Source organism: Rhizobium sp. Root482, assembly GCF_001426565.1.
Lineage (GTDB): Bacteria > Pseudomonadota > Alphaproteobacteria > Rhizobiales > Rhizobiaceae > Pararhizobium.
The window spans coordinates 1-13,273 of the sequence record NZ_LMFA01000021.1 but is presented as its reverse complement, the minus strand read 5'-3'; the positions used below and the strand labels follow the sequence as shown (position 1 = coordinate 13,273).

General features: G+C 61.6%; 11 protein-coding genes. 5 read left to right on the top strand and 6 right to left on the bottom strand.

Annotated elements, in window-relative coordinates; translation table 11 throughout:
• Nucleotides 1–27 precede the first annotated feature (27 nt).
• Both glnA and hspQ read left to right on the top strand, forming a co-directional pair.
• The gene (glnA, locus tag ASD31_RS14180) at nucleotides 28–1,437 is read left to right on the top strand and encodes a type I glutamate--ammonia ligase (RefSeq protein WP_056334814.1); all 1,410 of its coding nucleotides are present in this window, start codon (nucleotides 28–30) and stop codon (nucleotides 1,435–1,437) included.
• Nucleotides 1,438–1,632: 195 nt separating this feature from the next.
• Nucleotides 1,633–1,962 carry a heat shock protein HspQ gene (hspQ, locus tag ASD31_RS14170; protein WP_056335780.1) on the top strand — a complete coding sequence of 110 codons (330 nt, stop codon included), beginning with the start codon at nucleotides 1,633–1,635 and terminating at the stop codon, nucleotides 1,960–1,962.
• Nucleotides 1,963–2,059: 97 nt separating this feature from the next.
• Here hspQ and ASD31_RS14165 read toward each other — a convergent pair whose 3' ends face one another.
• A complete protein-coding gene (locus ASD31_RS14165; protein ID WP_056334809.1) occupies nucleotides 2,060–2,689 on the bottom strand; it encodes an invasion associated locus B family protein in 630 nt (209 codons plus the stop codon).
• A 295-nt stretch (nucleotides 2,690–2,984) separates the two neighbouring features.
• On the opposite strand from ASD31_RS14165, the gene ASD31_RS14160 reads away from it, so the two are divergent.
• Together ASD31_RS14160 and ASD31_RS14155 are read left to right on the top strand one after the other, a co-directional pair.
• The gene (locus ASD31_RS14160; protein ID WP_056334806.1) at nucleotides 2,985–4,778 is read left to right on the top strand and encodes an extracellular solute-binding protein; all 1,794 of its coding nucleotides are present in this window, start codon (nucleotides 2,985–2,987) and stop codon (nucleotides 4,776–4,778) included.
• Between the two features lie 100 nt (nucleotides 4,779–4,878).
• A complete protein-coding gene (locus tag ASD31_RS14155; RefSeq protein ID WP_056334804.1) occupies nucleotides 4,879–5,544 on the top strand; it encodes a DsbA family oxidoreductase in 666 nt (221 codons plus the stop codon).
• 25 nt (nucleotides 5,545–5,569) lie between these two features.
• On the opposite strand, the gene mfd is transcribed toward ASD31_RS14155, so the two are convergent.
• Both mfd and ASD31_RS14145 read right to left on the bottom strand, forming a co-directional pair.
• A complete protein-coding gene (gene mfd / locus ASD31_RS14150; RefSeq protein ID WP_056334799.1) occupies nucleotides 5,570–9,079 on the bottom strand; it encodes a transcription-repair coupling factor in 3,510 nt (1,169 codons plus the stop codon).
• Nucleotides 9,076–9,387, bottom strand: a complete 312-nt coding sequence (locus tag ASD31_RS14145) for a succinate dehydrogenase assembly factor 2 (RefSeq protein ID WP_056334796.1) — start codon at nucleotides 9,385–9,387, stop codon at nucleotides 9,076–9,078. The genes mfd and ASD31_RS14145 overlap by 4 nt, the downstream gene beginning before the upstream one ends.
• 117 nt (nucleotides 9,388–9,504) lie before the next feature.
• Between ASD31_RS14145 and recG the strand changes: the two genes are divergently transcribed.
• The gene (gene recG / locus ASD31_RS14140; RefSeq protein ID WP_056334793.1) at nucleotides 9,505–11,607 is read left to right on the top strand and encodes an ATP-dependent DNA helicase RecG; all 2,103 of its coding nucleotides are present in this window, start codon (nucleotides 9,505–9,507) and stop codon (nucleotides 11,605–11,607) included.
• Here the strand turns inward: recG and ASD31_RS14135 are convergent.
• The 3 genes from ASD31_RS14135 to ASD31_RS14125 form a co-directional block, all read right to left on the bottom strand.
• Nucleotides 11,594–12,301 (bottom strand): DUF502 domain-containing protein, encoded by a 708-nt coding sequence (locus ASD31_RS14135; protein ID WP_056334789.1) that lies wholly within the window; start codon nucleotides 12,299–12,301, stop codon nucleotides 11,594–11,596. The genes recG and ASD31_RS14135 overlap by 14 nt on opposite strands.
• Nucleotides 12,302–12,311: 10 nt before the next feature.
• The gene (locus ASD31_RS14130; protein WP_056334786.1) at nucleotides 12,312–12,818 is read right to left on the bottom strand and encodes a GNAT family N-acetyltransferase; all 507 of its coding nucleotides are present in this window, start codon (nucleotides 12,816–12,818) and stop codon (nucleotides 12,312–12,314) included.
• Nucleotides 12,815–13,273: SIS domain-containing protein (locus tag ASD31_RS14125; RefSeq protein WP_156392663.1), on the bottom strand; the 459-nt coding region annotated here is incomplete at its 5' end. The genes ASD31_RS14125 and ASD31_RS14130, both read right to left, overlap by 4 nt.

Here is a 13,273-nt window from a genome sequence, read left to right as displayed (position 1 = left end):
GTCATCTCAAAGAGGGACTTTCAAAAAATGACGACTGCAAACGATATCCTCAAGCAGATCAAGGAAAACGACGTCAAGTTCGTCGATCTGCGCTTCACCGACCCCAAGGGCAAGCTGCAGCATGTGACGATGGACGTCTCCTGCGTCGACGAGGACATGTTCACTGACGGCGTGATGTTCGACGGGTCGTCGATCGGCGGCTGGAAGGCCATCAACGAGTCCGACATGGTGCTGATGCCGGATCCGGCGACCGTCCACATGGACCCCTTCTTTGCCCAGTCGACCATGGTCGTGATGTGCGACATCCTCGATCCGGTCTCCGGCGAGGCCTATAACCGCGACCCGCGCGGCATCGCCAAGAAGGCGGAAGCCTATCTGAAGGCGTCCGGCATCGGCGACACCGTCTATGTCGGCCCGGAGCCGGAATTCTTCGTCTTCGACGATGTGAAATACAAGGCCGACCCCTACAATACCGGCTTCAAGCTGGACAGTTCGGAACTCCCGTCCAACGACGACACCGACTACGAGACGGGCAATCTCGGCCACCGTCCGCGCGTCAAGGGCGGCTATTTCCCGGTTCCACCGATCGACAGCTGCCAGGACATGCGCTCGGAAATGCTCACCGTCCTCACCGAAATGGGCGTTTCGGTCGAAAAACAGCACCACGAAGTGGCGGCGGCGCAGCATGAACTGGGCGTCAAGTTCGACACGCTGGTGCGCAGCGCCGACAAGATCCAGATCTACAAATATGTCGTTCACCAGGTCGCCAACGCCTACGGCAAGACGGCCACCTTCATGCCCAAGCCAATTTTCGGCGACAATGGCTCCGGCATGCATGTGCACCAGTCGATCTGGAAGGACGGCAAGCCGAACTTCGCCGGCGACGAATATGCCGGCCTGTCGGAATCCTGCCTGTTCTATATCGGCGGCGTCATCAAGCATGCCAAGGCGATCAACGCCTTCACCAACCCGACCACCAATTCCTACAAGCGCCTCGTCCCGGGTTACGAAGCACCGGTATTGCTCGCCTATTCGGCCCGCAACCGTTCCGCCTCCTGCCGCATCCCCTTCGGTACCGGCCCGAAGTCCAAGCGCGTCGAGGTCCGTTTCCCCGATCCGCTGGCCAACCCCTACTTCGCCTTCGCCGCGCTCCTGATGGCCGGCCTCGACGGTATCAAGAACAAGATCCATCCCGGCAAGGCCATGGACAAGGATCTCTATGACCTGCCGGCGAAGGAATTGAAGAAGATCCCGACCGTCTGCGGCAGCCTGCGCGAAGCGCTCGAAAGCCTCGACAAGGACCGCAAGTTCCTGACCGCCGGCGGCGTCTTCGACGACGACCAGATCGATTCCTATATCGAATTGAAGATGGTCGAGGTCATGCGCTACGAAATGACCCCGCATCCGGTCGAGTTCGACATGTACTATTCGGCCTGACATTCGTCGCCGACAATAACCAGCAACGTCAAGGCCGGTCTCGCGAGAGGCCGGCCTTTTGGCAGGCGGTCGCCGTCCAGCCGGATGAAAGCATCTCCATGCTGTTCGATTCTGAGACGGATGCCCGAGCCGGCGCGCTTCTCTTGATATTCGGCAAAAAACCACCACATATCAAAGCGAAAGGAACCTAACATGCTGAAACAAAGAGACGCAAAATTTCAGATTGGCCAGGTCGTTCGCCATCGCGTGTTTCCGTTCCGCGGCGTCATTTTCGATGTCGATCCGGAATATGCAAATACCGAGGAATGGTGGAACTCGATCCCCACCGAAGTCCGCCCGACGAGGGACCAGCCGTTTTATCATCTGCTCGCGGAGAACGAGGAGACCGAATATGTGGCCTATGTCTCCGAGCAGAACCTTGTTTCGGATGAAAGCGGAATGCCGCTGCGCCATTCGCAGGTAAACGCCTTCTTCGATCCCCAGACGGTTGGCCAGTACAGGCCAAAGGCAGTCATCCAGCACTGACACCGCCCGGCAGGAATTGCCGCGAATACGAAGAAGGCCCGGATCGCTCCGGGCCTTCTTCGTTTTGTCGTCTTGCCGTTAAGCGGCGGTTAGCCACTCAGTTGGCCTTGGCGGCTTTCTGGGCTTCTTCAAGCTTCTTGCGGGCCTCTTCAGCCTTCTTCTGCATTTCTTCCTGCAGCAGGCGCTGGCGCTCCTCGAGCTTGGACTGTTCGATCGGCTCGCCGTCATAGACGCCGGTAAAGCCTTCGAGCGTTATCTTGATCGGGTTCGGCGCGCGCTGGAAATTCACGGAGGTGAAGACCACTTCGCCACCCTTCTTCAGGCTTGCCAGCATGCCGTCGCTCAAGGGAACTTCGGCAACGCATTTGTCGGGCATGCAGATGGCGTAATCGAGCTTGGCAGCCTTGCCGCCGTCGATCTGCATCTGGATGCCGGGAGGAATAAGCCGGGCGGACGGGACCGAGACCTGCAGGATCTTGCGGTTGACCTTGCCCTGGACGCTGATGAGGCCGACAGCCGTGATCATCTGGCCATTATTGGCGGTCAGGAGATTCTGCACGATGCAGACATCATTGTCTTCCTGCTTGGTGCAGACCTTGAACCAGCCCTGCGGCGGACGACCGGCTGCCTGCTGCGCAAGGGACGCGGCTGGCATGGCAGCGGCAACGACCGCTCCGGCGAAGGCCGACAGTGCCGCCTTTTTGGTGATGTTCGACTTGAAGGTCATAACGATATCCGTCTCCTGAATTCCGGTGCCTGGGCGTTTTTCAGCCGCTCGTCGTCAAATGGTCAGTTGCCCGCTCTCTGTTGGCCAAATGAGGCATTTACATGACCCCTCGCCTATGAACACCTGTTACAATGCGCCGGCTCCGATATCCAGCCTTTCCTCATATTTTTAGAGACCCATCTTGGGGTTTTTCCGGCATCGACCGGTTGGAAATGCGGATCAACGTGATAATTTGGCTCGATTCACCGGATGGATCGACTAAAAGGAGACGGGCTTGCGCGCATTGTTATTGGGTATGCTTTCGCTGCTGGTTGCGCTTGGCTCAAGCGTCGCGGCACGGGCCGAACCGGTCCACGGCATCGCCATGCATGGCGAGCCCGCCCTGCCCGCCGATTTCAAGCACTTCCCCTATGTGAAGCCCGACGTGAAGAAGGGCGGACGGGTCTCCTATGGCGTCGTCGGCACCTTCGACAGCCTCAACCCGTTCATCCTGAAGAGCATGCGCACCACCGCGCGCGGCATGCTCGATCCGGAATACGGCAATCTGGTCTATGATTCGCTGATGCAGCGCTCGCGCGACGAGGCTTTCTCGCTCTATGGCCTCCTGGCGCAGACCGTCGAATGGGACGATGACCGCAGTTTTATCCAGTTCAACCTCAACCCGAATGCCAAATGGGCGGATGGAAAGCCGGTCACGCCGGAAGATGTGATCTTCACCTTCGAACTGTTTCGCGACAAGGGCCGCGTTCCCTTCAGCACGCGGCTGGCTAAGGTCGAGAAGATGGAGAAGGTCGGCGATCGAAGCGTCCGCTTCACCTTCAACGACGAGGCCGACCGCGAATTCCCGTTGCTGATCGCCATGACGCCGATCCTGCCCAAGCATGCGACCGATGTTGCGACCTTTGACCAGACATCACTGAAATTTCCGCTCGGCTCCGGCCCCTACCAGGTCTCCGAGGTCAAGCCCGGCGAACGCATCGTCTATAAGCGCAACCCCGATTACTGGGCAAAGGACCTCCCCTCGAAAGTCGGCTTCGACAATTACGACGAAATTTCCGTCGAATATTTCCTGCAGGAAAATTCGCTGTTCGAAGCGTTCAAGAAGGGTGAAATCGACATCCATCCCGAAGGCAGCCCGACGAAATGGGCGCGCAGCTACAATTTTCCGGCCGTCCAGTCGGGCGATGTGATCAAGGACGTTTTCACGCCGAAGACGCCGTCCGGCATGCTGGGCTTCGTCTTCAACACGCGTCGGCCGATCTTCGAGAACATCAAGCTGCGTCAGGGACTGGCCCTGGTCTTCGATTTCGAATGGGTGAACAAGAACCTGTTCGACAATGCCTATACCCGCACGCAGAGCTTCTGGCAGAATTCAGCACTGTCCTATCTGGGCGTGGCAGCGGACGGCCGCGAGCTTGATCTTCTCGGCGACATCAAGAACCGCATCAATCCCGCAGTGCTCGACGGCAGCTACCGCTTGCCGGTGACCGACGCCTCGGGGCGCGACCGCAACGTCCTGCGCGAGGCCGTCACGCTATTGCGCGAGGCCGGCTACGGCATCAAGGACGGCAAGATGGTCAACGAGCAGGGCACGCCGCTCAGCTTCGAGATCATGACGCAGAACGAGGGCCAGGAGAAACTGGCGCTCGCCTATCAGCGTTTCCTGGCGGCTCTCGGGATTAGCGCCACGGTGCGGACCGTCGATGATTCCCAGTATCAACAACGCAGCCAGTCATTCGATTATGATGTGATCATGAAGTCCTTCCCGTCCTCGCTTTCGCCGGGGATCGAACAGATTTCCTACTGGGGCTCTCAATCGCGCGACCGGCAAGGCAGCTCGAATTTTGCCGGCGTCGCCGACAAGGATGTCGATACGTTAATCGACAATATTCTTCGAGCCGTCAGCGTCGAAGACTTCACAGCCGCCATTCGAGCGCATGACCGCCTGCTGGTCTCCAGTTTCTACCTGGTGCCGCTCTATCATGTCGGCTCGCAATGGGTGGGGCGTTCAAAGCGGATCGGCCGCCCCAGCATCGTGCCGCTCTATGGCTACCAGCTGCCGACCTGGTGGGACGAGACCGCTCAGTAGACCGGATTCGGGCGCTGGTATGGTTCCGGTAACCCATTGAAACCGGAAACGTCTTTGCCTATGTCGCTGGTCAACCAATGTCAGCGCAGGGAGAACCGCCGTGGACCATGTGAATATAGACGTCGTCTCCGATGTCGTGTGCCCCTGGTGCTATCTGGGCAAGGCACGTCTGGACCAGGCTGTCGCCAGTCTCGCCGGCGAAGTCCATGTGACGGTCAACTGGCGTCCCTACCAGCTCAATCCCGACCTGCCGCCCGAAGGCGTCGATCACAAGGCGCATCTCGCCGCGAAGCTCGGCGGCCAGGCCGCGGTTGAGCGGGCACATGACATGCTGACGCGGCTTGGCCAGGAGGACGGCGTCGCCTTCGATTTCGATGCCGTGACGATCAGTCCGAATACGCTCGACGCCCATCGGCTGATCCGCTGGGCCTTGACGGAGGGCGCCGAGACACAGGACAAGGCTACAGCGCTGCTGTTCAAGGCCAATTTCGAGGAAGGCCGCAATATCGGCGATCATGCCGTTCTTCTCGACATCGCGGAAGCGGCCGGTCTCGCCCGCACCGTCATCACCGCGCTTCTCGCCTCGGACGCGGACAAGGAGGCCGTTCGCGAGGAAATAGAGACGGCCCGCGGCATGGGCGTGACCGGCGTTCCATGCTTCATCATAGACGGAAAATATGCGGTCATGGGCGCGCAGTCGGTCGATGTCCTCACGGATGCCCTGCGCGATATCGCCCGGATGAAGGATGCGTCGCAGATCAACTGATCCGCGACGGTAAACCGTCTGGTGCTCAGGCGCCCTTCGCAAGCCCCGCCAACTGCGTCATCACCACCGCAGCTCCGGCCAGCCGCTTTTCGGGCGTCGGGAAATCGCGCTGGAAGAAGATGCTGTGATCGGGGCGGATCTTCGCCATCAGGCCCTGCTTGGCGATGTAACCGACCAAGGCCGCCGGATTGGGGAATTCCCGGTTGCGGAACTGCACGACGACACCCTTCGGCCCGGCATCGAGCTTTTCGACATTGGCGGTGCGGCAGAGCGACTTGATGTAGACGATCTTGAGAAGATGCTGGACCTCGATCGGCAGCTGGCCGAACCGGTCGATCAGTTCCGCGCCGAAGGCATCGATCTCGCCGAGTTCGGTGATCTCGCCCAGGCGCCGGTAAAGCCCGAGGCGCAGATGCAGGTCCGGAACATAGTCGTCCGGGATCATCACCGGCGTTCCCACCGAAATCTGCGGCGACCAACCGCTGTCGGCAATCTCCTCATCGCCCTTCAGCTCGGCGACCGCCTCTTCCAGCATCTGCTGGTAGAGTTCGAATCCGACCTCCTTGATATGGCCGGACTGCTCGTCGCCAAGCAGGTTGCCGGCGCCACGGATGTCGAGATCGTGGCTGGCCAGCTGGAAACCGGCGCCCAGCGTGTCGAGCGACTGCAGCACCTTGAGACGGCGCTCGGCGGTGCTCGTCAGGGTGCGATTGACCGGCAGGGTGAACAACGCAAAGGCCCGCACCTTCGAGCGGCCAACCCGGCCGCGCAGCTGGTAGAGCTGCGCCAGGCCGAACATGTCGGCGCGGTGCACGATCAGCGTATTGGCTGTGGGCACATCGAGCCCGGATTCGACGATCGTCGTCGACAGCAGAACATCATAGCGGCCTTCGTAGAAGGCATTCATGATGTCCTCCAGCTCCGTCGCCGGCATCTGGCCGTGGGCGACGGCGACCTTCAGTTCCGGCACGTCCGAGGCGAGGAAGTCGTGGATTTCAGAGAGATCGGCAAGACGCGGGCAGACATAGAAGCTCTGGCCGCCGCGATAATGCTCACGCATCAATGTTTCGCGGATCACCAGCGCATCGAAGGGCGAAATGAAGGTGCGAACCGCCATGCGGTCCACCGGCGCGGTGGTGATCAGCGAGAGTTCCCGCACGCCCGTCAGCGCCAGTTGCAGCGTACGCGGGATCGGCGTCGCAGACAGGGTCAGCACATGCACGTCGGATTTCAGCTCCTTCAGCCGTTCCTTGTGCTTGACACCGAAATGCTGCTCCTCGTCGATGATCAACAGGCCGAGATTGGCGAAACTGATCGACGTGCCCAGAAGCGCATGCGTGCCGACGACGATATCGGTCTTGCCGTCGGCGACCTCCTTCTTGGTCAGCGCCAGTTCCTTGGAGCCGACAAGGCGCGATGCCTGGGCGATGCGCACCGGCAATCCACGGAACCGCTCAACGAAGGATTTGAAATGCTGCCGGGCGAGAAGCGTGGTCGGCACCACGACCGCCACCTGAACCCCATTCATCGCCGCGATGAAGGCGGCGCGCAATGCCACCTCCGTCTTGCCGAAGCCGACATCGCCGCAGACCAGCCGGTCCATCGGCCGGCCAGCGCCGAGATCCTCGCGCACCGCCTCGATCGAGGTCATCTGGTCCTCGGTCTCGTCGTAGGGGAAACGCGCGGCGAATTCGTCGTAAAGTCCTTCCGGCGTCGTCAGCACCGGCGCATGCCGGGTCAGCCGTTCGGCGGCAATGCGGATGAGGCCGCCGGCCATGTCGAGCAGGCGTTTCTTCAGCTTGGCCTTGCGCGCCTGCCAGGCTACACCGCCCAGCTTGTCGAGAACCGCATCGCTGCCTTCCGAGCCATAGCGCGACAGAAGCTCGATGTTCTCGACCGGCAGGAAGAGCTTTGCCTCGTCGGCATAAACCAGTTCGAGGCAGGCATGCGGCGCGCCGGCCGCCTCGATGGTGCGCAGGCCGATAAAGCGGCCGATGCCGTGCTCGGCATGAACGACGATGCTGCCTTCGTCGAGGCCCGCCACTTCGGCGATGAAATCGGCGCCGCGCTTGCGGCGCTTGGAACGGCGCACCATGCGGTCGCCGAGAATATCCTGCTCGCCGATGACCACGAGATTGCCGGTCTCGAATCCGCTTTCTAGGCTCAGCACGGCGGCTGCCGCCTCGCCGGGCTTGAGGCGATCGAGATCCGACAGCGCGCTGACCGGCTTGATATTGGCCAGTCCATGCTCGGCGAGAACCTGCAAAAGACGATCGAGCGAGCCTTCCGACCAAGCGGTGATCAGTACCTTGGCACCCTTGGCGCGACGGTCGGCTATATAGGTTACGGCCTGGCCGAAGACATTGACCCGCTCGGCATCCCCCGTCGATTCCGTCGCATTCTTTGCCCAGCGCACGCCGAGCCGCGCATCGACGGTCATCACCTGCCGGGCTTCGCCCTCATGCTCGCTGAACGGCGACAGGCGCACGGCGTTGCGGGAGACAAGCGCCGCATTGAAGTCGGTGGCGTTCAGATAAAGCATGTCCGGCGGAACCGGCTTGTAGGGCGTGCCCTGGGAGACCTGCGATTTTCCGGGCGCCACCGAGGATTGCCGGGCCTCGTAATAATCCTGGATAAGTTTGGACCGTTCGGCGGCGGCTTCGCGCGCAACATGGTCGGTGACGATGTGGAAGCCGGCAAGATAATCGAACACCGTATCGAGTCGGTCGTAGAACAGCGGCAGCCAATGTTCCATGCCGGCATAGCGCCGGCCTTCGGAGACGGCCTGATAGAGCGCGTCGTCGCGCGTCGCCGCACCGAACATCGACAGATATTGCGTGCGGAAATGGCTGATTGTCTCCGGTGTCAGCGTCACTTCGCTCATCGGGTTGAGTTCGAGCGAACGCGCCTGGCCGGTGGTGCGCTGGCTGGCGGCGTCGAAGGAGCGGATGCTTTCGAGCGTATCGCCGAAGAAATCGAGGCGCACCGGCTCGTCGCTTCCTGGCAAAAAGACATCGAGAATGCCGCCGCGCAGCGCATATTCGCCAACCTCGCGCACGGTGGGGACGCGCTCGAAGCCGTTTCTGGACAGTCGCGCGGCAAGGTCGTCCATGCGGATCGTCATTCCCGGGCGGGCGGAAAAAGCCAGGCTGTCGATCACATCCTGAGGGGCGATCTTCTGCAATGCCGCATTGACGGTGACGAGCACGATCGCCGGATGCGGCTTTCTCGCATGGGCGATCAGCCCGCCGAGCGTCGCCAGCCGCCGTGCCGAGATGTCGGCGCTCGGTGATACCCGGTCATAGGGAAGGCAATCCCAGCCGGGCAGCGTGAACACCGGGATCTCGGGCGCCGCGAACCCGAGCATCTGCTCGACATCGGCGATGCGCTGGCCATCCGAAAGAATATAGGCAACCGGGCCATTGGCGCGGGCGAGTTCGGCAAGGATCAGCGGCTCGACGCCGGCGGGCACCGGGCCGATGGTCACTTCGCGCGTGGCGCGTGCGACTTTCAGAGGATCAAAACCGGCGATCATCGGGCGTTTCTATCGACCAGGAGAACATCGAAATCCGGGCGGTAGGAGACAATCTGCGCGAACAGCGGCGTGCGGTAGCGCTCCGGCACAGGCTGCTCGCCGGTGATCCACTTCACCAGGTCATTGTCCTCTTCCGACATGATGGTCTCGAGCTCGTCGAGATCGGCATCGGCGAGATCAGCCAGCACATTATCGGCGAACTGCCCGAAAACCAGGTCCATCTCGCGAATGCCGCGGTGCCAGGCACGGAAAAGAATGCGCCGGCGGCGCGGATCGAGGTCGGCGCTGGTGCGCGTGATGCCGGTCATGAAAAGTCCTTCCTGTCGCCGCGGCATTGAAGGCGGCCTGTCGTCATGGCTCTATAAACGCTGGAAAGAAAGTTGTCAGCCTTGCCAAAGACCTAATCCTCGTTTCAGTCTGGCCGAATGCGCCCGGCCCTTCTCGATCCCCTGTTTGCTCCGCTCAACACGCTTTCCGGCATCGGCCCGAAGGCGGGCGAACTTTATGCGCGGCTTCTCGGTCGCGAAAGCATCGATGACTGCCGGGTGATCGACCTTGTCTTCCATGCGCCCCATTCGCTTATCGACCGGCGACACCAGCCCGGCATTGCACGCGCACCGCAGGGCGCCATCGTCACCATCACCGGCCGGGTGGACCGGCACCAGCCGCCGCCGGCGCGCACGAACCAGCCCTATCGCGTCTTTCTGCATGACGACACGGGCGAACTGGCGCTGACCTTCTTCAAGGTCAAGGGAAACTGGTTGGAAAAAGCCCTGCCGATCGATGAAACCGTCACCGTCAGCGGAAAGGTGGACTGGTTTAACGGCCGCTCCTCCATGGTCCATCCTGATTACATGGTGCGGGCAGCCGAAGCGGAAAACCTGCCCCTGGTAGAGCCGGTCTATCCGCTGACGGCAGGACTTTCGGCCCGCATCCTGCGGAAATCCGTGGAGGCTGCCCTGCCCCGCATTCCCGAATTTCCGGAATGGATCGACGAGGCGCTGGTGCAGAAACAGGGATTTGCCGACGCGCGGGAATCATTTCTGGCGCTTCATCACCCCCGTGATGGAGCCGATATCGATCCGCAGGCTCCGGCACGCAGGCGTCTTGCCTATGATGAGTTTCTCGCCGGCCAGCTTTCGCTTTCGCTGGTGCGCCAGCGGCTGCGCAAGGTCGCCGGCATAGCGGTACATGCCACGGGAAGGCTGAGTGCCCCTGTCCTCGCCGCCCTGCCCTTTTCGCTGACCGCCAGTCAGGCACAGGCGATTGCCGAAGTGCTGAAGGACATGGCCGGCACGGAGCGCATGCTGCGGCTTCTGCAGGGCGATGTCGGCTCTGGAAAGACCGCCGTCGCGCTGATGTCGATGCTGGCAGCGGTCGAGGCCGGGGGGCAGGCGGTGCTGATGGCGCCGACGGAAATTCTTGCCCGCCAGCATTTCGCGACCCTGTCGAAAATGGCGGAGCCGGCGGGAATTGCCATCGACGTCCTCACCGGGCGTACCAAGGGGCGCGAGCGGGATGCCATCCTCGATCGCATCGCCAGCGGCCAGACGCAGATCGTCATCGGCACGCATGCGCTATTCCAGGATACGGTGGTCTATGAAAACCTGCTGCTGGCGGTCGTCGACGAACAGCACCGTTTCGGCGTGCACCAGCGCCTGCGGCTGACCGCCAAGGGAATTTCGCCGCATATGCTGGTGATGACCGCAACACCCATCCCGCGAACCCTGGTGCTGGCCGCCTTCGGCGACATGGATGTTTCCAAGCTCACGGAAAAACCCGCCGGCCGCAAGCCGATCCAGACGGTGACGGTCTCGACAGAGCGCACCGGTGAAATCGTAGCGCGGCTGAAAACGGCGCTTGGCGAGGGCAAGAAGGCCTATTGGATCTGCCCGCTGGTGGAGGAATCGGACGCCTCCGACCTGATGTCGGCCGACGAGCGGTTCCAGATGCTGAAGAGCCAGTTCGGCGCCGAGGTCGGGCTTGTCCATGGCCGCATGAACGGCGCCGAGAAGGATGCCGCCATGCTCGCCTTCAAGAGCGGCGAGACCCGGCTTCTGGTCGCCACCACCGTCGTCGAGGTCGGGGTCGATGTGCCGGATGCGACGATCATGGTGATCGAACATGCCGAACGCTTCGGTCTGGCGCAGTTGCACCAGTTGCGCGGTCGCGTCGGTCGCGGCGAGGAAGCCTCCACCTGCATACTGCTCTATAAGGGACCGCTCAGCGAAAACGGCCGAGCCCGGCTGTCGGTTCTCCGGGATACGGAAGACGGCTTCATCATCGCCGAGGAGGATTTGAAGCTGCGCGGCGAAGGCGAGCTTCTCGGCACCAGGCAATCCGGCACGCCCGGCTTTCGCATCGCCAGCCTCGAAGCCCATGGCGATCTCCTGGAAATCGCCCGCAAGGACGCCGCATACATGATCGAGCGCGACCCGGAACTGACCACGCCGCGCGGCGAGGCGCTGCGCACGCTGCTCTATCTCCACCGCCGCGACGAGGCGATCCGCTTCCTCAGGGCCGGCTGAGAATTTTTCCGCGCTTGGCCGCGACCTCTTCCATGGCGGGCAGTGTTACGGGCAGATGGTCAGGAGCAACGAGCCCCCCGGACAGCAGCAGCTTGGCGGCATCTTCCGGGCTCATGTCGAGCGGCACGATCTTTTCGCGCGGCACGAAGATAAGGAAACCGGCGGTCGGCACCGGGGTCGGCGGCAGGAAGACGACGACCATGTCGAGGCCGCGCTCTCTGAATTTGACGGCGATTTCGCCTTTCGCATCGGTGGCGATGAAGACCAGCGCCCAGAGGCCGGGACTGGGATATTCGATCAGGCCAGCCTTCTTGAAGGAGTTCGTCTGGTCCTGCAGCACGGTCTGGAAAATCTGCTTCAAGCCCTTGTAGATCGAGCGGACCAGTGGCGTGCGCACCAGCAGCGATTCGCCGAAGCCGACAATGCTGCGGCCGATCAGATTGGCGGTGAAGAAGCCGACCAGGGTGATCAGCATCAGCGCCGTCAAAAGGCCGAAGCCCGGAACCGGATAGGGCAGGAAATTATCGGGATTGTAGCTGAACGGCAGATAGGGCTTTACCCAGCTGTCGGCCCACAGGATGAACGACCAGGTGATCCAGGCGGTGATGGCGAGCGGCGCGCAGATGATCAGGCCGGTAAGGAAATAATTCCTTAACCGCGTGGCGAAAAACCCGCGTGCCGGTCTGTCCGTCATGCCGCTCCGTCTATCCGTCTGGATTCACATAAAAGGCTTCGTCATAGGTCACCATGCCGGACCCGTCCGCGAGGGACAAGGCTTGCGCCAAAAAATACTGCGGCGCACAATCGGCGTAGCTGATCTTGGCATCGTTTCGGAACCCGAATTTCTGGTAGAGATCCGGTTCGCCCATGACAACGCAGCCGGCGGCGTTCCGGGTTTTCAGCATTTCAAGTCCTTTGCGGATCAAGGCAGCGCCAATACCCTGCCCTTGCCGCGACGGCGTGACCGATAGCGGGCCAAGCCCGAGCCAATCCGGCGAACCGTCGGACAGTTCGACCGGTGAAAAGGCGATATGGCCGACGATCTCGCCGTGGAGTTCGGCAACCAGGGAAAGAGCAAGCTTCCCCCTTTCCCTCAGCCGCTCGATGATCAGATGCTCCGTCTGCTCGCTGTGCGGATGATCCAGGAAGGCGGCACGCGTCACGGCGCGGATCGCCGGAATATCGGCCGGAGCCTCCGGACGAATGATCATTCCACCGTCACCGACTTGGCGAGATTGCGCGGCTGATCGACATCGGTGCCCATGAACACGGCCGTATGGTAGGCGAGCAATTGCACCGGCAGCGAGAAGATCATCGGCGCGATGATCTCATCGACATTCGGAAGCACGATCGTGCTCATGGTTTCCAGTTTCGAGGCCGCCGCCCCCTTCTCGTCGGTGATGAAGATGATGCGGCCACCACGGGCGGCAACCTCCTGCATGTTCGACACCGTCTTTTCGAAGAACCGGTCATGCGGCGCAATGACGATGACCGGCATGTTCTCGTCAATCAGCGCGATCGGCCCATGCTTGAGTTCGCCGGCGGCATAGCCTTCCGCATGGATATAGGAGATTTCCTTGAGCTTCAGCGCCCCTTCCATGGCGAGCGGATAGCTGGTGCCGCGGCCGAGATAGAGCACGTCCTTGCATTTTCGACAATTCGCGCG

Bases quoted from the DNA above. Each gene is read 5' to 3' on its own strand.
- glnA (WP_056334814.1), top strand. From the start codon at position 28: ATGACGACTGCAAACGATATCCTCAAGCAGATCAAGGAAAACGACGTC.
- ASD31_RS14165 (WP_056334809.1), bottom strand. From the start codon at position 2,689: ATGACCTTCAAGTCGAACATCACCAAAAAGGCGGCACTGTCGGCCTTC.
- ASD31_RS14160 (WP_056334806.1), top strand. From the start codon at position 2,985: ATGCTTTCGCTGCTGGTTGCGCTTGGCTCAAGCGTCGCGGCACGGGCC.
- mfd (WP_056334799.1), bottom strand. From the start codon at position 9,079: ATGATCGCCGGTTTTGATCCTCTGAAAGTCGCACGCGCCACGCGCGAA.
- ASD31_RS14145 (WP_056334796.1), bottom strand. From the start codon at position 9,387: ATGACCGGCATCACGCGCACCAGCGCCGACCTCGATCCGCGCCGCCGG.
- recG (WP_056334793.1), top strand. From the start codon at position 9,505: ATGCGCCCGGCCCTTCTCGATCCCCTGTTTGCTCCGCTCAACACGCTT.
- ASD31_RS14135 (WP_056334789.1), bottom strand. From the start codon at position 12,301: ATGACGGACAGACCGGCACGCGGGTTTTTCGCCACGCGGTTAAGGAAT.
- ASD31_RS14130 (WP_056334786.1), bottom strand. From the start codon at position 12,818: ATGATCATTCGTCCGGAGGCTCCGGCCGATATTCCGGCGATCCGCGCC.